This window comes from Mycobacterium sp. (assembly GCF_035499775.1).
GTDB lineage: Bacteria > Actinomycetota > Actinomycetes > Mycobacteriales > Mycobacteriaceae > Mycobacterium.
The window spans coordinates 1-18,010 of record NZ_DATJYB010000201.1 but is presented as its reverse complement, the minus strand read 5'-3'; the positions used below and the strand labels follow the sequence as shown (position 1 = coordinate 18,010).

General features: G+C 65.7%; 17 protein-coding genes. 13 read left to right on the top strand and 4 right to left on the bottom strand.

Going from position 1 to position 18,010, the window contains the following annotated elements:
• The coding region (locus tag VML93_RS13570) for a hypothetical protein (protein WP_325611325.1) at positions 1 to 1,816 on the top strand (1,816 nt) is incomplete at its 5' end.
• Between the two features lie 93 nt (positions 1,817 to 1,909).
• Complete coding sequence (locus tag VML93_RS13565) at positions 1,910 to 3,136, top strand: glycosyltransferase (RefSeq protein WP_325611323.1); 1,227 nt, start codon at positions 1,910 to 1,912, stop codon at positions 3,134 to 3,136.
• Positions 3,137 to 3,156: 20 nt separating this feature from the next.
• On the opposite strand, the gene VML93_RS13560 is transcribed toward VML93_RS13565, so the two are convergent.
• Entirely contained in the window at positions 3,157 to 3,894 is a 738-nt protein-coding gene (locus VML93_RS13560; protein WP_325611321.1) for an alpha/beta fold hydrolase, read from the bottom strand.
• A 96-nt stretch (positions 3,895 to 3,990) separates the two neighbouring features.
• On the opposite strand from VML93_RS13560, the gene VML93_RS13555 reads away from it, so the two are divergent.
• The 7 genes from VML93_RS13555 (at position 3,991) to VML93_RS13525 (ending at position 9,180) form a co-directional block, all read left to right on the top strand.
• Positions 3,991 to 4,791, top strand: a complete 801-nt coding sequence (locus tag VML93_RS13555) for a thymidylate synthase (protein ID WP_325611319.1) — start codon at positions 3,991 to 3,993, stop codon at positions 4,789 to 4,791.
• Positions 4,788 to 5,273, top strand: a complete 486-nt coding sequence (locus tag VML93_RS13550; protein WP_325611318.1) for a dihydrofolate reductase — start codon at positions 4,788 to 4,790, stop codon at positions 5,271 to 5,273. Before VML93_RS13555 ends, VML93_RS13550 begins: the two co-directional genes overlap by 4 nt.
• Positions 5,274 to 5,373: 100 nt before the next feature.
• Complete coding sequence (locus tag VML93_RS13545) at positions 5,374 to 6,120, top strand: cell division protein DivIVA (protein WP_325611316.1); 747 nt, start codon at positions 5,374 to 5,376, stop codon at positions 6,118 to 6,120.
• A gap of 54 nt (positions 6,121 to 6,174) precedes the next feature.
• Entirely contained in the window at positions 6,175 to 7,401 is a 1,227-nt protein-coding gene (locus VML93_RS13540) for a winged helix-turn-helix domain-containing protein (protein WP_325611314.1), read from the top strand.
• The gene (locus VML93_RS13535; RefSeq protein ID WP_325611313.1) at positions 7,401 to 8,486 is read left to right on the top strand and encodes a restriction endonuclease subunit S; all 1,086 of its coding nucleotides are present in this window, start codon (positions 7,401 to 7,403) and stop codon (positions 8,484 to 8,486) included. The genes VML93_RS13540 and VML93_RS13535 overlap by 1 nt, the downstream gene beginning before the upstream one ends.
• 32 nt (positions 8,487 to 8,518) lie before the next feature.
• Positions 8,519 to 8,788 carry a type II toxin-antitoxin system VapB family antitoxin gene (locus VML93_RS13530; RefSeq protein WP_325611311.1) on the top strand — a complete coding sequence of 90 codons (270 nt, stop codon included), beginning with the start codon at positions 8,519 to 8,521 and terminating at the stop codon, positions 8,786 to 8,788.
• Positions 8,785 to 9,180, top strand: coding sequence for a type II toxin-antitoxin system VapC family toxin (locus VML93_RS13525; protein ID WP_325611310.1), 396 nt, complete (start codon positions 8,785 to 8,787; stop codon positions 9,178 to 9,180). The genes VML93_RS13530 and VML93_RS13525 overlap by 4 nt, the downstream gene beginning before the upstream one ends.
• A gap of 19 nt (positions 9,181 to 9,199) precedes the next feature.
• Here the strand turns inward: VML93_RS13525 and VML93_RS13520 are convergent, their stop codons facing one another.
• Positions 9,200 to 10,744, bottom strand: a complete 1,545-nt coding sequence (locus VML93_RS13520; RefSeq protein ID WP_325611308.1) for a Fis family transcriptional regulator — start codon at positions 10,742 to 10,744, stop codon at positions 9,200 to 9,202.
• 41 nt (positions 10,745 to 10,785) lie between these two features.
• On the opposite strand from VML93_RS13520, the gene VML93_RS13515 reads away from it, so the two are divergent.
• From VML93_RS13515 to VML93_RS13505, 3 genes are read left to right on the top strand one after another with little or no spacing between them, the layout of a single operon-like run.
• On the top strand, positions 10,786 to 12,657 hold the full coding sequence (locus tag VML93_RS13515; RefSeq protein ID WP_325611307.1) for a hypothetical protein: 1,872 nt from the start codon (positions 10,786 to 10,788) through the stop codon (positions 12,655 to 12,657).
• A gap of 14 nt (positions 12,658 to 12,671) precedes the next feature.
• Positions 12,672 to 14,294 carry a class I SAM-dependent DNA methyltransferase gene (locus tag VML93_RS13510; RefSeq protein WP_325611305.1) on the top strand — a complete coding sequence of 541 codons (1,623 nt, stop codon included), beginning with the start codon at positions 12,672 to 12,674 and terminating at the stop codon, positions 14,292 to 14,294.
• On the top strand, positions 14,291 to 15,520 hold the full coding sequence (locus VML93_RS13505; protein ID WP_325611303.1) for a restriction endonuclease subunit S: 1,230 nt from the start codon (positions 14,291 to 14,293) through the stop codon (positions 15,518 to 15,520). Before VML93_RS13510 ends, VML93_RS13505 begins: the two co-directional genes overlap by 4 nt.
• A gap of 395 nt (positions 15,521 to 15,915) precedes the next feature.
• Here VML93_RS13505 and VML93_RS13500 read toward each other — a convergent pair whose 3' ends face one another.
• Complete coding sequence (locus VML93_RS13500) at positions 15,916 to 16,368, bottom strand: hypothetical protein (protein ID WP_325611301.1); 453 nt, start codon at positions 16,366 to 16,368, stop codon at positions 15,916 to 15,918.
• 18 nt (positions 16,369 to 16,386) lie between these two features.
• Positions 16,387 to 17,118 carry a hypothetical protein gene (locus tag VML93_RS13495; protein WP_325611300.1) on the bottom strand — a complete coding sequence of 244 codons (732 nt, stop codon included), beginning with the start codon at positions 17,116 to 17,118 and terminating at the stop codon, positions 16,387 to 16,389.
• An 11-nt stretch (positions 17,119 to 17,129) separates the two neighbouring features.
• Between VML93_RS13495 and VML93_RS13490 the strand changes: the two genes are divergently transcribed.
• Positions 17,130 to 18,010: PDDEXK nuclease domain-containing protein (locus VML93_RS13490; RefSeq protein WP_325611299.1), on the top strand; the 881-nt coding region annotated here is incomplete at its 3' end.

The following is an 18,010-nucleotide window of genomic DNA, read 5'->3' as shown; positions in this document are numbered from 1 at the left end:
AGGCGGGGCCGGCAGCGGTCACGACGCCACCGGTGTCGGCAACACCGGCGGCGACGGCGGCACCGGCGGAGCGGCGGGCGCGGGCGGCAACAAAGGCACCGGCGGCAACGGCGGCACCAACGGCAACGCCGGCACCGGCGGACTCGGCGGCGGCGGCGGTAAGGGCGGCGACGGCGCCGCCGGTTCCAGCACCGGCAGCACCGGCTCGGCCGGCGGCAAAGGCGGCGCCGGCGGAGCGGGCGGCAGCGCGGGTACCGGCGGCACCAACGGCGGCGGCGGCCAAGGCGGCGGAGGCGGTAAAGGCGGTGACGGCGGCGGCGTCGCTTCCGGCAGCACTGCGAGCGGAACCGGTGGCATCGGTGGCGCCGGCGGTAAGGGCGGCGACGCGGGCGGCGGCAGCGGTGCGGCAGGCAACGGTGGCGGCGGCGGAACCGGTGGCACCGGTGGCGTCGGCGGCGCGGGCAACGACGGTGCCGGCGGCGGCGCCGCTGGGACCGGCCAAAACGGCGGAACCGGCGGCGTCGGTGGTCAAGGTGGCGCCGGCGGCAAAAGCGGTGGCACCGGCGGAACGAACGGCGCCGGCGGTCAAGGCGGTATCGGTGGCAAGGGCGGCCAGGCCGGCGATGGTGGTAGCAGCGCCGGCACCGTCGGCGGTCAAGGCGGTATCGGTGGCAACGGCGGTGGCGGCGGCAAAGGCGGCGACGCGGGCAACGGCACCGGCACCGCGGGCGCTGCGGGTGCCGGTGGCCTCGGCGGTGGCGGCGGCACTGGCGGCGACGGCGGTGTCGGCAATGGTGGATTTGCCGGCGGCAAGGCCGGCGCAGGTGGCGTCGGGGGCACTGGCGGCACCGGCGGTGGCAACATCAGCGGCGGTACCAACGGTACCGGCGGTGGCGGCGGCACCGGGGGGACCGGCGGCACTGGCGGCGCCGGCGACACGGGCGCCGTCGGCGGCACTGGCGGCGACGGCGGGCTGGGTGGCACGGGCGGCGTGATCGGCAGCGGCGGCACCGGCGGGACAGCGGGCAACGCCGGCCAAGGTGGTCACGGCGGCGACGGCGGCAAGGGCGGCGCGGGCGCCGTCGGCGGAACCGGTGGTGGCGGCGGCCAGGGTGGCACCGGCGGCGCAGCCGCCACCGGCGCAACCAACGGGAATGGCGGCGCGGGCGGTACGGCCGGAAATGGTGGTGCCGGCGGCACCGGCAGCAGCCCCGGCAGCACCGGTGCGCTAGGTGGCGACGGTGGCCAGGGTGGTGGCGGCGGCAAGGCCGGCGGCGGCGCCGGCACCGCGGGCATCGGTGGCGGCGGCGGTCTCGGCGGCGGTGGCGGCGAAGGCGGACAAGGCGCCTCCGGTAATGGCGGCAGCGGCCTGGGCGGCAACGGCGGCGGCGGCGGCCACGGCGGCAGCGGCGCCGCCGGCACTGGCACCAACGGTGCCGCCGGGGCCGGTGGTGGCGCCGGGGGCGGCGGCCAGGGCGGTACCGGCGGCCAAGGGACAACGCAAAACGGCGGCAACGGCGGCAACGGCGGCAACGGCGGAGTCGGCGGCAATGCCGGGACGCCTACGGGCACCGGTGCCGGCGCCAACGGCGGTGCCGGCGGCGGCGGCGGTGAGGGCGGAGTCGGTGGTGCCAGCACCGCCGCCAACGGCGGTAACGGCGGTACCGGCGGCAACGGCGGTAACGGCGGCAAGGGCAATGCCGGTACGCAGTCCGGTGGCGCAGGCGGCTCGGGCGGGGCGGGCGGCCAGGGCACCGCACCCGGCGGCACCAATGGCGGCAACGGCGGCAACGGCACCGGCGGTACCGGCAGCTAGCGACATTCGGCTCACGGCTTGCTGAATAGGGTGAAGAACGTCCGCTGTAGCGGTACCGTCGGCCCAGCAACCTGCAGAGATGGAAATTGCGAAATGCGCGTGTTGTTGTCGACCTACGATTCGCGCGGGGGCGTCGAACCGCTGATCGGGCTCGCGGTGCAGCTGCGGGCACTGGGCGCGGAGGCACGCGTGTGTGCGCCGCCGGACCGGGAATCCGCAGAGCGGCTGGCCGGTGTCGGCGTGCCACTGGTCCCGTTAGGCGAGTCGGTGCGCGCGATGCTGACCGGGGCGACACCGTCGGAGGCCGACCTGCGCCGGCACCTGGACGCGCTGATCGCCGCGCAATTCGAAACGGTGGCCGCCGCGGCCGAGGATTGTGATGCGCTGGTGGCGACCAACCTGCCGCTGGCCGCGGCCGGCGCGCGGTCGGCGACCGAAAAACTCGGCCTGCATTACGTATACGCCAGCTATCACCCCTCCCATCTGCCGTCGCCGCACCACAAACCGCCGGCCTTTTGGGGCTGGCGTTTCACCGACAACCGGGTGCTGTGGGACCTGGACGCGCAGAACTTGCACGCGCACTTCGGAGCGACGGTCAACAGGCATCGGGCGGCGATCGGCCTGCCGCCGGTGGACAACCTGCGCGAGCATGCCCTGACGGACCAACCGTGGCTGGCGGCGGACCCGACCCTTGGTCCATGGCAGGAGCCGACGGACCTGAACGTCGTGCAAACCGGCGCGTGGCTGCTGTCGGACGAACGCCCACTGCCGGCCGACCTGGTGGCGTTCCTGGACGCCGGGGAACCGCCGGTATACGTCGGCTTCGGCAGCATGGCCCTGCGCGATTCGAAGGACATCGTCGGCTTGCTCATCGAAGCGGTCCGGGCGCAGGGGCGCCGCGCGATCGTGTCCCGCGGCTGGGCCAACCTGTCCCTGATCGACGGCCGGGAGGACTGCTTTGCCATCGGCGAGGTCAACCAACAGGCGCTGTTCCGCCGGGTGGTCGCTGTCGTGCACCACGGTGGGGCGGGCACGACCACGACGGCCGCCCGGGCCGGCGCGCCTCAGCTGGTGATACCCCAGGGGGCGGACCAGATCTACTGGGCCGGCCGGGTGGCCGAACTGGGCATCGGCGCCGCGCATGTCGGTATGGCGCCGACCGCCGAATCCCTGTCAGCCGCGCTCCGAACGGCCCTGGCTTCCGAGACCCACGCACGCGCGAGCGAGCTGTCCGGCACGATTCGCACCGACGGTGCGACGGTGGCCGCGACGATGCTGTTGGACGCAATCAGCAGCGACCGACCGCGGGCGTACGCCTAGTCACTGGGCGAGCAGACGGGTTAAACCAGCGCCGCACCGAACGTCTCCGTCATTGCGGCCCAATGCCGCTCGTCGGAGGCCTCGTCGTAGGGCGGGTTGTCCGGCACCGCGAACCCGTGGGCCGCCTGGTACCACTCGATCGTGTGCTGCACGCCGGCCGCGGTCAGTGCCTTGTCGAGCTGTTCGGCGTGATCGGCGGTGAACGATGCGTCGTTCTCGGCGCCGCCGACGTACACCAGGGCGGTCATCCGGTCGGCCAGCAGGTGCGGGCTGTCCGGGGTGTCGCTCACCAGACCGCCGCCATGGAACGACGCCACCGCGGCGACCCGATCGGGAAGACGGCCGGCCATCATCAGCGAAATGCGTCCGCCCATGCAATAGCCGCACACGCCGAATCGCTCTCCGGCGACGTCAGGACGGCCGGCCAGATAGTCGAAGAACGCAGCCGCGTCGCTGGTGACCTTGTCCGGCGTCAAGGTGCCGATCATCGACATCAGCCGGTTGCGCTCCTGCTCGTCGCCGAACACGCTGATCATGTCGAACGGCGCCCAGTCGGCAGTGCGGTAGTACACGTCGGGCACCAGCACGACGTACCCGTATTGCGCTAGCCGGGCCCCCATCTCGTCGAAGGTGTACCGCAGGCCGCCGGCGTCGGGGAACATGACCACGCCGGGCCAGGGACCATCCCCGTCGGGGGTGAAAAGGTGGACGGTGCAGGTGCCGTCGGGAGTGGTGACGGTGTCGGTGATGTTCGGCATGGCTCCGTTCTACTCTCTGCCGCACGCGGCGAATTTTTCGGCGTCGACCGGCCGCGCCCGGCTTCGCCCCGCTTGCGACCGGGCTAAGCTGGCCGCGTGCCGATCGCGACGCCGTACGAGGATCTGCTACGCCTGGTACTCGAGCAGGGCACGGCCAAAGCCGACCGCACCGGCACCGGGACCCGCAGCCTGTTCGGCCGGCAGATCCGCTACGACCTGTCGGCCGGTTTCCCGCTGCTGACCACCAAGAAGGTGCATTTCAAATCGGTGGTCTACGAGTTGCTGTGGTTCTTGCGCGGCGACTCCAACGTCGGCTGGCTGCACGAACACGGAGTCACCATCTGGGACGAATGGGCAAGCAGCACAGGCGATCTCGGACCGATTTACGGTGTGCAGTGGCGATCCTGGCCCACCCCGTCGGGTGAGCACATCGACCAGATCAGCGCCGCTCTGGATTTGCTGCGTTCCGACCCGGACTCGCGGCGCATCATCGTGTCGGCCTGGAACGTCGGCGAAATCCCGCAGATGGCGCTGCCGCCGTGTCACGCGTTCTTCCAGTTCTACGTCGCCCACGGGCGACTGAGCTGTCAGCTGTATCAGCGCAGCGCCGACCTGTTCCTCGGGGTGCCGTTCAACATCGCCAGCTATGCGCTGCTGACCCATATGATGGCCGCGCAGGCGGGCCTCGAGGTCGGCGAGTTCGTCTGGACCGGCGGTGACTGCCACATCTACGACAACCACCTCGAGCAGGTGCGGATCCAGCTCGGCCGCGAGCCACGTCCGTATCCGGAACTTGTTCTGGCCCATAGAGATTCGATCTTCGACTACGCCTACGAGGACGTCGTCGTCAAGAACTACGACCCGCACCCGGCGATCAAAGCGCCTGTCGCCGTATGACGGTCCTGGGCCTGATCTGGGCTCAGTCGACGTCCGGTGTGATCGGCCGCGGCGGCGACATTCCCTGGCGGGTGCCCGAGGACCTGGCCCACTTCAAGCAGGTCACCCTGGGCCACACGGTGGTGATGGGCCGACGGACCTGGGATTCGTTGCCGGCCCGGAACAGGCCGCTGCCCGGCCGCAGAAATGTTGTACTCTCGCGTCGGACCGACTTCGTAGCCGACGGAGCAGACGTGGTCGATTCACTCGAACAAGCGCTCACCGAACCCGAAGCCTGGGTGATCGGCGGCGGGCAGATCTACCCGCTGGCGCTGCCGCAGGCCACCCGGTGCGAGGTCACCGAGGTCGACATCGACCTGTCGCGCGACGACGACGACGCGCTGGCCCCGGTGCTGGACGAGACGTGGCTGGGCCACACGGGGGACTGGCAGGTCAGCCGTACCGGGCTGCGGTACCGGTTTCACAGCTATTGTCGGGCGTGAGCGCTCCTGTCCGGGCCAACGGTGACCTGACATACTCGACTGATCGGTCTCACCACGCCTTCTAAGGTCTTCCAGTGTTATTCCGGAAGGGGGAATTGCAGTGATAAGCGAACCGACAAAGACGTTCTCTCGCATGTTCAGGGGCTACGACCGCGCGGCGGTTGATGCCCACATCGAGATGTTGACCACCCAGCAGGAATTGCTGCGTGACGACGTCGAAAGCCTCATGGCCCGGCTGAAGGCATCCCATGATGAAGCAGCCGGGCTGCGTAAGGAGATCGCCCTCCTCACCGACACCTCACCGTCGCCGCACGCGGTGCAGCAGCGGATGGCGAAGATGCTGAGGCAAGCGGTCGACGAAGTTTCCGAGATGGAGGCCGAGGCGCGCGCCGAGGCGGCCGCGGTGATCGCGGCGGCCGAGGCCGAGGCTGAGGCCGCGCACCGAAAGCGCGACGAGGTGTTAGCGGACCTGGCCGACCAGCAAGAGGCCATGGAAGCCGCGTATCAGGAGACCACGAACAAGCTCGAAGCCGAACTGGCCAGGATGCGCGCTGAGACCCAAGCGGCGCTCGATGAGGCGCGCCACGACGCCGAGCAGGAGTGTGATCAACTCCTGGGCGACGCGAAGCTTGGTGCCGATCATTACCGTGAGCAGGCCCAGCGCGCGGTGGACGAGGCGGGTCAGCAACGAATCAGGATCCTCGAGCAACTGGTCGGCATATACCGCGACCTGGAAGCGTTTCCGGCTGCTCTTGAGTCGGCGTACCGAGAAGAAACGAATGCGCCGGAGGAAAGCCCGGACGCGGGCACGGTGGTGTCGTTCGACGACAAAGCCAGAACAGGGTGAGCGCGCGGTAGCCTCGCCGCAGCGGCAGCCCGAAGGAGCGGTATTCTCGGCGCCGTGTCCCTCCGGACCCCCAGGCTGACCGCCACGCAAGCCCGGCGGATAGCCGTTGCGGCCCAAGGATTTAGCGAACCGCGGCCGGGCGGCAAGATCACCCAGGCGCATCTGCGGCGGCTGATATCGCGAATCCAAGTGCTGCAACTGGATTCGGTGTCGGTGGCCGTGCGGGCCCACTACGCGCCGGTGTTCAGCCGGCTCGGGCCGTATGACCGCGATGTACTGGACCGCGCTGCCTGGGGTCCGGCGAGGACGCGGTTGCTGGCCGAATATTGGGCGCACGAGGCCGCGCTGATGGCCGTGGACGACTGGCCGCTGCTGCGCTGGCGGATGCGCCAGTACCGGCACGGCCGCTGGGGCAGCCATATCGTCAAGGCCAACCTGCAGCTCGCCGACGAGATCGTGGCGGCCGTCGCCGAACTCGGGCCCAGTACGGCGGGGCAGATCGAGGCGCACCTGGCCGCCGAACCACGCGGCCCCAGAGGAAGCTGGTGGGGCAGCCGCAGCGACACCAAATGGGTGGCCGAGGCGCTGTTCGCCTCCGGAGTGCTCACCACCGCCACCCGGGTGGGGTTCGCTCGCCACTACGACCTGGTGGAGCGGGTGCTGCCGGCGAGCGTGCTGGACCGGCAGGTCGACGACGACGAGGCCGTCCGCGAGCTCACGCTGCGGTCGGCGAACTCGCTGGGCGTGGCCACCGAGGCCGACATCCGCGACTACTTCCGGCTGTCCGCCCAGCAGGTCAAGCCCGCCGTCGCCGACCTGCTGGCCGCTGGTGAGATCGAGCGGGTCGACGTCGAGGGCTGGTCGGCTGCGGCGTATCTGCGCGCCGGGCAGGTGGTGCCCCGCACTGACCGCGGCACCGCGCTGCTGTGTCCGTTCGATCCGCTGATCTTTTTCCGGCCCCGGGTGGAGCGGCTGTTCGACTTCAAGTACCGCATCGAGATCTACACCCCGGCGGCCAAGCGCCAGTACGGCTATTACGTGTGGCCACTGCTGCTGGACGGCCAACTGGTCGCCCGCGTGGATCTCAAGGCGGACCGCACGGCGAACACGCTGCGGGTGATCGGCGCGTTCGGGGAGCCGGGCGCGCCGCCGGGCGTAGCCGAAGGGCTGGCCGGTGAGCTGGCCTCGATGGCGTCGTGGCTGGGATTGGGTGGGGTCAGCGTGTCCTCGCGCGGCGATCTGGCCGCCGACCTGCGCAACGCCGCCAAGCGGGCCAGCTGATGGTCGAGAAGGTCAGGTTGGGAGATCACCTGGACTTCAGTGCAGGAACGGTCTCGCCGGTACGGGTGGCGGGCGAACGTTACCCAGTCTATGGTGCCAATGGGTCTATCGGTTATGCGTCCGAATACAATGCCCGTGGTCCGCTGATAGTGATAGGCCGCGTTGGATCCTATTGCGGTAGCTTGCGGTATTGCGATCGCGACGTGTGGGTCACAGACAACGCACTGATATGTCGGGCCAATAATCCCGAAGAAACACGATACTGGTATTACGCGTTGCAGAACTGCGGGCTTAATCGACTTCGTGCTGGATCTGGACAGCCGCTGCTCAACCAGAGCACTCTGCGCGATGTTTCAGTCTGGGATGTTGCCCCTGATCGGTATGAAACCGGCGAGATTCTTGGTGCCCTGGACGACAAGATAGCTGCTAACGATCGAGTCATCGAAGCCGCAGAGGCCTTGATGGTCGCGATTGCCGGCCGAGTCTCTGATTGCACCGCTCTGTCGAGCTTAGCGAGTAGATCCACCACTTCTCTCGAACCTGAAGGCTTTGACGGAGTGGTCGCACACTACAGTTTTACGGCGTTTGATAGTGGAGTCCAACCACGCATTGTCGACCGTAGCACAATCAAGAGCAGTAAATTCGTTCTATCAGATCCTTGTGTGTTGTTTTCGAAATTGAATCCGCGAATTCCGCGAATTTGGAACGTCCTGCGGCTTCCCTCAAAAATGGCACTGGCGAGTACCGAGTTTGTCGTATTGCGGCCAATTGGGATCGACACTTCCGCTCTGTGGTCAGCGCTGCGGCAACCCGGGGTCTTGGCAATACTCCAGCAGAGGGTCGCGGGCATGACAGGAAGCCGCCAACGGATCCAACCGGGTGAACTGCTGGGGGTCGCGGTGCCGGATGTGCGCCGGCTGGGCGTAGGGCCAGCGGCAACCCTGGCGAGGGTAGCTGGCCTGTGTCACAGACGACGAGCAGAATCCGCAGAGTTGTCGGCAGTCCGCGATGCATTGCTGCCGCTCCTGATGACCGGAAAAGTCCGTGCCCGGAGCGCCACGGCAATGGTCGGCGCGATGGTGTAGATCGTCTACCCTGTTATAGGTATCCTTCTACCATGAGTCTGAATATCAAAAGCGAACGCACTGTCGCGCTGGTGCGTGAACTTGCGGCACGCACCGGCGCCAACCAGACGGCGGCGATTGAAGACGCCGTCGCGCGCCGGCTCTCGGAATTGGACCGCGAAGAGTCCGTCGGTTCGGAGTCCAAGCGCGCTGCGGCGGAAAAGACTCTGCAGGAACTCGACAAACTGCTCACCGACGATGACAAGCGCGCGATTCGGCAGGCTGAAGTCGACCTCTACGATGACCGCGGTTTGCCGCGGTGATTGTCGACACTTCGGCCATCGTCGCCATCGTGCGCGGTGAAACCGGCGCGGAAGTGCTCAAAGAGGCGCTGGTGAACTCACCGAACTCACGAATCTCGGCGCCCAATTACGTCGAATTGTGCGCGGTCATGCAAAGGCGGCATCGGCCGGAGATCAGTCGGCTGGTGGATCGATTGCTAGCCGACTACAGAATCCGCATCGAGACATTCGATGCCGACCAGGCGCGCGTTGCTGCGCAGGCATATCGAGACTACGGTCGCGGCAGCGGGCATCCGGCGCGGCTCAACCTCGGCGATACCTACAGCTACGCCTTGGCCCACTTGACCGGAGAGCCGCTGCTTTTCGTAGGTGATGATTTCACTCACACCGATGTCCGGCCTGCGACCGCGTGAGGCGCACGTCGTCGGCGGCCTACGCCACCGCGTCGGACGGCGGACCGCCCGCCGCGTCCGCCTCGGCATCGCTCTTGGCGTCGGTAAGTGCGGACAGTGCGTCGGCCAGCAGCCGCTGGATTCCGGAATTGATTCCGGTGCAAGAATTTTCGATTTTGGCAGCGCTCTTCTGAATCGAGCCGGCGGTCTTCTTAACTTCGTCAAGCGTAGTGAGTTGCGCGATGGCCTCGGTGATCTTCTCTTCTGCGGTGGTGATTTGGTGTCCGCCCCTACGCGTCGCTGCTGCGAGCGCCGCTGCCCGCAGCAACATGACGACGGTGCGCACCAGGTCGGGATCATCTGACCCGGGGTCGAAAGCGAGCACGATGCGTCGGCCGCCGAGTACCCGGATAGACTGGCCGCCGTTCTGCTCGGTGGTCCGCACGAGTCCGAGCGCTGCCACGGCAAGGCGGTTGCGCTCGGCCTCGTCGAAGTATTCGGCCCAGCCCGGTCGGACCGAGTCGGTCATTTCGATCACCACGCGGGCCGTACCACCGTCGATGGTCAGCACTGCGTCGCCTTTCTTCGATCGAGTCACCGCGCCCATGATGGCGCGAGTGTCGGTGTACTCGTCACCCAGTCCGGCGGCGATCTCGGAAAGCACGGCGTTCATCTGGTTCTCGAATGTGTCGCCCTTGATCGGCGTGACTTTCGCAAGGCTGGCCTTGGCTTCCTGAACTTTCAGCACGGTCGTCAGCTCGTCCACCCTCTTGGCCAAGTCCGCGTGGTTTTTATCGATCAGTTCGGTTAGCGTTAGCTGTTTCTGGCGAACACCGAGTTCGGCGGCGTGTTTGGCCATCGGCGAAGAGGGGTCGCTGGGGTCGAACTGCTTGGCTGCCTTGGTGAGTAGGTCCTCGGTGCCGGCCTTCACTTTGGCATCGAGGTCGGTGCCGAACTTGTCGAGCACCGGCTGCAGCCGTTCCAGCAGTTCGGGATTCTCTCCGCCGAAGATGCGGCGTACTTCCGTATTGAGGTCCTTCTTGGCTGCCGCGACTGAATTGGTGAACTCCTTCCGGCTGGCAGCGTCGGCTTCTGTGATCGCCTTCTTGGCGTCTTCAGCGGCCTTGGTCACGGTTTCGGATGCCGAGTTGACGGGGCTCTTGGTGATCTCGGCGGCCTTCTCGCCGACGTCTTTCAGCATCTGCTCCAGCGCGCGCGACTCCTGCGCCTGACCTGTTGCGGACAGCGCGTGCGTGCCAACCTTGATCGCCTCGCTGACGAACGCGGACAGATCGGCCTCCGCGAGGATGTCCGAATCGTCGACGATGGGTCCGCGCTCGCCGCTTGTCCACCGTTGCGCCTCCCGCACAATGTCCTTGTCCTGCAAGGTGAGTCGTTCGATTTCGACGACCGTCAAGGTGTCGTCAAAATGAGCTTGGGGCTTCTTGTTTGGCATGGCTACCTCTGGAGAGTTGTGCTGCCGCGGGGTGCGGAAGCGGTATCCGAAGAATCCAACACCGGACCACGCAATAGCAGGCCTTATAATGATAAGGGCGCTTATCAGTGAAGCAGTTTCGGAACACACCAACGGAGGTTTATGTTGTGGAGGAGCCGAAAGGAGGCCCGGTGCGCACGCTGACGCTGCAGGATGTTGCTGACCTCGCCAAGGTACAGCGGCCTGTGGTCAGCATGTGGCGAAAACGGCCAATGGTGCGCGGCGTGTCGATCCCGTTCCCGGATCCGGTGGATACCGTCGACGGTGTCGCGCGTTTCTCCCGCGACGATGTGGTGGACTGGCTGACTCACACCGGGCGCGGCAACAACGCCGAACATGACTACGACGCTCCTGCGATTGCGGTGCCCGATGATGCGGGACTTGAGGACGTGGTCACGCTGCTCTGCTGGCATGTGCTCACTGGGGAAGATCTCGCCGGCAGACCGCATGCCGATTTGGTTCGGCTGGCCGATCAGTTTGATCCCGAGGACTCCGTGCTGGCCACCGAGATCCGAGAGCTGCGGGCGTCCGACGCCGTACTTGCTTACGCCGACGATCTGGTGGAAGCGTCGCTCGGACCGGCTGATGCGTTGCGGCGGGTGGAGTCCGGACGGCTCAAGCGCCGTGAGCAGTTGCGGGAGCTCACCGACGACGCGCTCAACCTGTTGCGCTGCGTGGTCGAAGCCGCGGCGGTCTATCTCGAACATGACCGAGTGGTGCTGCGAGCGGAGGGTTCGCCGGTAGCCCTCGATGTGTCCGAGGCGTGCGACCTCGATATCGCGTCGAACGACCGAGCCCTCCGGCGCCGTGCGGTCATCCGCGGCATTCACATCAGGGAAGCTGTTGCATCACAATGTGTTTCGGCTCTGTCTCTGGTCGGTCTCGATATTGCGGACACACTCGACGCTGTTGATAACGCTGTTCTCGAGCTTCCGCCCGGGGATGTCGCGATTCTTATCGGCTCCGCGGTCGCACTCTCCGATGAGCTTGCCGGGCCGTTGCAGAACCGTCGCGCGGAGGCGCTTCGAGTGGGCAATCTCGTTGCTGCGGTGCGCCTTCCGCGGGGGCTGTGGCGCGAGGCGCACCGACAGAGCCTGGCCGTGTGGGTCTGCGTCGGCGGTGCCCAGTCGCAGCAGCCGTGGGTTGCCGATCTCGGCGCTGTCGAGCGCTTCGAGTTGACCGATGTCGCCGCTGATATCGCTGGCGCGTTGGCGCAGACGGAGGATCGCGCTTTCCGGTACGCACGACGGATCCAGTTGTCGAGCGTGCTCGCCGGGGCGGCCGTGGTGCCCCGGGGAGTGCGGGCAGTGCGTCTGCGCGGGCATGACGAAGCGGAACATATTGAGCGAGTGCACCGGGCAACGTTAGTGACGACGTCGCCGCTGCCGGTGTTGGATGTGCTGGTCTCCCCGTCGCCGGGACGGATCCACCTGGCCCATCGTTCCCTGGCCGAGTTGCAGTCTGGCAAGCGACTCACGATGAAACGGGGGCGTCGTATCGACGTCAGCCATGGATCGCCGGAAGGCACGGTGCGGGTGCTTCCAGCGGAACTGGTGGGGACACTTGCGCTCGATCCCCTCGACGCCGAGGCGAAATACCCGCGGGCCGCCCGCACCGATCCCGGTGATGTGATCTTTGTGGACAAGCCCATGCCGAGGGCCTGGGTGGACCGGGAGGGCGGGGCGATCGTGGCCTCTCCGGCCAGAATCATCCGGCTGCATGAGTCGGCCGAGGTCGGCCCCCTGGTTCTTGCCGCAATCGTGAACGAAACCGCTTTTCCCGGGAGTGAATGGCAGACCTGGACCGTGCCGGTGCTGCAGCGGGCCGAAGCCGAGCGTCTCGAGGCCGCGCTCGCCGAGGCCGACGAATACGAACAGCAAGCCAGCCGTCGGATAGCCGCTGCACGTGATTTGAAGACGTCGTTGATCAACGGGGTCGCCGCCGGCGCCCTGACCCTCGATGTGGAACACAGTGCGCCCGGGCTCACCGGGGGCAGAACATAGGAAGGACGCACGCGATGCCGCCCCGGAAAAAGCAGGAGCCGCAAGCACCGTCGACCATGAAGGAGCTCAAGGACACGCTCTGGAAGGCCGCGGACAAACTGCGCGGATCGCTATCGGCCAGCCAATACAAGGACGTGATCCTGGGCCTGGTGTTCCTGAAATACGTCTCGGATGCGTTCGACGAGCGCCGTGAGTCGATCCGCGCAGAGTTGGCCGCGGACGGCATGGACGACGATCAGATCGAGGAACTGATCGACGACCCCGAGGAGTATCACGGCTATAACGTGTTCGTGGTGCCGCCGATTGCCCGATGGAAGTTCTTGGCGGAGAACGCCAAAGGTAAGCCCGCCGTCGATGGCGATCCCGGCAAGAACATCGGCCAGCTCATCGACGAGGCGATGGATGCCGTGATGAAGGCCAACCCGACGCTGGGCGGCACGCTGCCGCGGCTGTACAACCGCGACAACATCGACCAGCGGCGCCTCGGCGAACTGATCGACCTGTTCAATAGCGCGCGGTTCAGTCGTCAGGGTGAGCACAAGGCGCGAGATCTGATGGGGGAGGTCTACGAGTACTTCCTCGGCAATTTCGCTCGCGCGGAAGGCAAGCGGGGTGGGGAGTTCTTCACCCCGCCCAGCGTGGTCAAGGTGATTGTCGAGGTACTGGAACCCACCAAGGGCCGGGTGTATGACCCGTGCTGCGGGTCCGGCGGCATGTTCGTGCAAACCGAGAAGTTCATCGCCGACCACCACGGCGACGCGAAAGACATTGCCATCTATGGCCAGGAGAGCATCGAGGAAACCTGGCGGATGGCGAAGATGAACCTGGCGATCCACGGCATCGATCACAGCGGGCTTAGCAGCCGGTGGGGGGACACGTTCGCACGCGATCAGCATGCCGATGTGCAGATGGACTACGTGATGGCTAATCCGCCCTTCAACATCAAGGACTGGGCGCGCAACGAGGAAGACCCGCGCTGGCGGTTCGGTGTGCCACCCGCCAACAACGCGAACTACGCCTGGATTCAGCACATCCTGTCTAAACTCAAACCCGGTGGCAGGGCCGGCGTGGTGATGGCCAATGGATCGATGTCGTCGAACTCCAACGGGGAGGGCGATATTCGTGCTCAGATCGTGGAAGCCGACCTGGTGTCCTGCATGATCGCGCTGCCGACGCAGCTGTTCCGCAGCACCGGAATTCCGGTGTGCCTGTGGTTCTTTGCCAAGGACAAGACTGCGGGCAAGCAGGGTTCGATCGATCGGTCCGGACAGGTGTTGTTCATCGACGCCCGCGAGCTGGGCTACATGGTGGACCGCGCGGAGCGGGCGCTGAGCGACGACGACATTGTGAGGATTGGCGACAGCTACCATTCGTGGCGTGGTTCAGCGTCCGCCGCCGCGAAAGACGTTACTTACGAGGACATTCCAGGGTTTTGCAGATCGGTCACGCTGGCGGAGATCAAGGCCGCCGACTACGCGATGACACCTGGGCGGTATGTCGGGGCTGTCGAAATCGAAGACGACGGCGAACCGATTGACGAGAAGATTACGCGGCTAAAGTCGGAATTGCTCGCGGCATTTGATGAATCGGCACGGTTGGAAGAGGTGGTGCGGAAGCAGTTGGAGCGCCTGTCGTGACCCGCATTCGTGTCAGCAGGCTCGTGTCCGAAGGCGTACTTCTTGTGGAGGACGGGAATCATGGCGAGTACCGTCCTCGCCCCGCCGAGTTCGTCGTCGATGGCGTGCCATTCATTCGCGCGGCCGACATGTCGAGCGGAGTAGTCGACTTTGAAGGCGCCGGGCGAATTAACGGCGTTGCACGGGCACGCATCCGGAAGGGGATTGGTGCGCCCGGGGATGTGATTTTGTCTCACAAGGGAACCGTCGGGCGCATTGCGGTCGCTCCGAAGACCTCGCCGGACTTCGTGTGCTCACCTCAAACGACTTTCTGGCGCTCGCTGAAGGCCGATGCGCTTGATCAACGATTCCTTCGTTACCTGATGGCATCTGATGATTTCAGAAGACAGCTCGATGTGCTGAAAGGGCAGACAGACATGGCGCCCTACGTCAGCTTGTCCGATCAGCGGTCGATGGAAGTTGAGCTGCCGCACATCGATGAGCAACGGGCGGTCGCAGATTTGCTCGGTGCCCTCGACGACAAGATCGCCGCGAACGGGCGTGCCGCCAAAATCGCGTTCGAGTTGGCGCGATCGTTAGTGGGGTCTGTGCTGAGCTCTCAAGACAGCTTGGTGCAGTGCAAGTTTGGGGCATTGGGTCAGCTGTTCGATGGCCCGCACGCGACGCCAACTCGGCGGTCGGATGGGCCTTACTTCTTGAATATTTCGAGTTTGAAGTGCGGTCGACTCGACCTTGCCGACTCCGACCACGTTTCCGAGCAGGACTTTGCGGAGTGGACGCGTCGCGTTACCCCCGAAGCTGGCGACCTGCTGTTCTCGTACGAAACCAGGATCGGTGAAGCCGCGATGATGCCTGGTGGTCTCCGCGCCTGCTTGGGTCGACGGATGGCGCTGATGCGGCCTAATCGGGCCATTGTCGATCCGGGCTTCTTGTTGCACTTCTATCTCAGCGCGGAGTTTCAACGAGTCATAGCTATGCATACGATTCACGGGGCGACGGTTCCACGCATCGGGTTGGCGACGATGCCCGAGTGGGGTATTGCGATTCCGGATCTCGAGGCGCAGCGGCCGATCGCCGGTGCACTAGGTTCGTTGCACAGCACCATGGTCCAGGCCGAGCGTGAGTCGGAAGACCTCGCCCGCACCCGTGACGAACTCCTCCCGCTTCTGATGTCCGGCAAACTCCGCGTCAAGGACGCGGAAGCTGTTGCGGCGGCGGCTTTGTGATGGACCGCCGCCTGACACGGCCAGATTGCGGCGAACACGGTCAGCTTCGACTCGGACTCGACCTAGTCATAGGCAATCGCATAGACGGGTCTCCAATACAGCGTCAGAACCTGGCGCAGCGTCGGTCTAGAGAGGCTGCCGGTCATCGTCAACGGGTCTGCGAGATTCTGCGTCGGGACTCGATCATGATGGCGCAAGACAACCACGTTAGGGGCTTGTTGCCGTGCTGCCTGCAGCCGGTGCGGCAGAGCGCTGCCCAGCGGGTGTGGCATGCCGATGTTCGCGTTGACCCACAATGGAGACCAACACCACCATCTGCGCAATCTTGCAACGCGCCGTGGCAAGACCGACGCGTCCACCGCGCGCCGATCATCGACAACGCGAACCACAGCTACCTACCGCGGACCGCCGTCCGGCCCGGCCGCTGCCCTGGTGTCTCGCGGTACGTACTCATCGACTCTGATCTCGTTGAGCAGGTAGATCCAGGGTCCGCTCGGGCGGTCGGCGATGATCTCCTCCATGCGTGGCCAGTGCCGGACAACTCGGGCCAGCCACTCCCAGGTCGACGCGTCTTTCTTGCCGCCGATGTTGAACACCCGAAGTCCATGGGTCCAGAGCGCCTGAATCTCGATGGGCTTGGTCCGCAGCTTCTTGTCTCGGGTAATTACGACGAGGCCACGCTGGGCGACTGCGGGGATCCATTCCGTATCAAGCGCGCCGCGTGGGCACTCCGGGATCAGCGGGTGTCCCACGTGAATGGTGTCCTTGCGCGCAGCAGCGAGGGCGAGGCCGAGGCCCGCGGCGCTTTCATCGACATAGAACCGGACGAGGTTGGCGACCGCAACCATCGCCGTGCCAACCCCGAATCAGCCGGCCAGAGCCGCGTAGGCCGCGGCGGTCTTGAGCTCATAGCGCACCGCAGCTTCGACGAGGTGCTGCGGCAGTTGATAGAGCTCGGCGATCATCTCAATCGGGTCGCCGGCGACGTAAAGTTCGCGGATCACTTCCGTCGGTACGCCGCGTGTGGATGGTTCGCCAAACCGCTGCAGGGGGTTTACGACGACATCGCGAATCGCCGGGTCGGGACTCAGGCTTGTCACCACCGGGTGTTTGGAACGACCGCTGCCGACATCGTCCCAGTGCAGCGAATCGGCAAACTCCTGGGCCGGCGGCGACCAGGCAAGCATCTCCTGATCGTTGCGGACGACCACCAGCCGGAGCCGGCGGTGAAGACCGACCGTCTCTTCGACCTTGCGTACGAGTTCGCGCCCTTCGACGGCAAGCCAGGTTTTGGCCGAGGCCAAGGGGTACTGGGCATTCAGCTCGTCGCGGAGTTTCTCCACGGCTGGCCTCATCTTGACGAGCGGAACGCCCTCTTCGCGGTACTCGGCGAGGAGTCGGGCTTCGATGAACTCACCCCAGGTCACGGCTTCGTCGCCAGTTTGCTCAATGCGGATTACCGGCGGATAGCTCTTGCCGCCCCTGCTGTAGCCGTCGATCCAGCGTTGCGATGTGCCGGCTCGGAGTCCAAGAATGCGGTCAACCTGACCGAACCCATACACGGGTCGGTCATGGAGTTGGACCACGTCGTTGCTCATAAGTTCACATCATGGCAGGCCACACCGACGAGTCGCATGAGGATTCCACAGGCGAGTGCTCAAAGCGTCAGGCGATTGGCATTCAGTGCAAGGCGGCTGCGGATGGCCGCCCCAACGGTGGCGCGAGCACCCGTGCTCACCGATTCCGGGAGTACGTCGTGATGACCGGCGACGAGCGTAATGGCGACGAAGTTCGTTTTCCTGCCACGCCAGACAAATCGCTGGTCCCGGATTGGTATCCAGGACTGCTGGACGCGGTCGCCGCTCGAGGTCACGCCGGACGTCGACGCGCCATCATGGCAGCGAATCAGGAGCTGGTCGCCACGTACTGGGAAGTCGGCAGGGAGATCCTGGCTCGGCAAGATGCCGAAGGTTGGGGTGCCCGCGTCATCGACCGGCTGGCTTCTGACCTGAAACAGCGCTTCCCTGATGCCAAGGGATTCTCGCCACGCAACCTTAAGTACATGCGGGGATTCGCGGCCGCGTGGCCTGACTGGTCAATTGTGCAAGTGCCGCTTGCACAATTGCCGTGGTATCACCACATCGCATTGCTTGAGAAGCTCGACGGCTCTGAACTGCGGCTATGGTACGCACAAACTGCCATCGACCAAGGGTGGAGTCGGAACGTAATGGTCCACCACATCGACGGCAAACTGCACGAGCGTGCGGGCCGAGCCATCACCAACTTCGCTGAGACCCTGCCGCCGGCGGACTCCGATCTGGCCCAGCAGGCCACCCGTGACCCGTACCTTTTCGACTTTGTCGGTATCGCCGACATTCGCCGCGAACGTGATCTGGAGCAGGCGCTAACCGACCACGTCGAGAAGTTCCTGCTGGAACTCGGGCAGGGCTTCGCGTTCGTCGGGAGGCAAGTCCACCTGGAGATCGGCAA

What these genes read in the sequence shown, in the direction of transcription:
- VML93_RS13565 (WP_325611323.1), top strand. Translation starts at nt 1,910, where the DNA reads ATGCGCGTGTTGTTGTCGACCTACGATTCGCGCGGGGGCGTCGAACCG.
- VML93_RS13560 (WP_325611321.1), bottom strand. Translation starts at nt 3,894, where the DNA reads ATGCCGAACATCACCGACACCGTCACCACTCCCGACGGCACCTGCACC.
- VML93_RS13550 (WP_325611318.1), top strand. Translation starts at nt 4,788, where the DNA reads ATGACGGTCCTGGGCCTGATCTGGGCTCAGTCGACGTCCGGTGTGATC.
- VML93_RS13535 (WP_325611313.1), top strand. Translation starts at nt 7,401, where the DNA reads ATGGTCGAGAAGGTCAGGTTGGGAGATCACCTGGACTTCAGTGCAGGA.
- VML93_RS13530 (WP_325611311.1), top strand. Translation starts at nt 8,519, where the DNA reads ATGAGTCTGAATATCAAAAGCGAACGCACTGTCGCGCTGGTGCGTGAA.
- VML93_RS13510 (WP_325611305.1), top strand. Translation starts at nt 12,672, where the DNA reads ATGCCGCCCCGGAAAAAGCAGGAGCCGCAAGCACCGTCGACCATGAAG.
- VML93_RS13500 (WP_325611301.1), bottom strand. Translation starts at nt 16,368, where the DNA reads ATGGTTGCGGTCGCCAACCTCGTCCGGTTCTATGTCGATGAAAGCGCC.
- VML93_RS13495 (WP_325611300.1), bottom strand. Translation starts at nt 17,118, where the DNA reads ATGAGCAACGACGTGGTCCAACTCCATGACCGACCCGTGTATGGGTTC.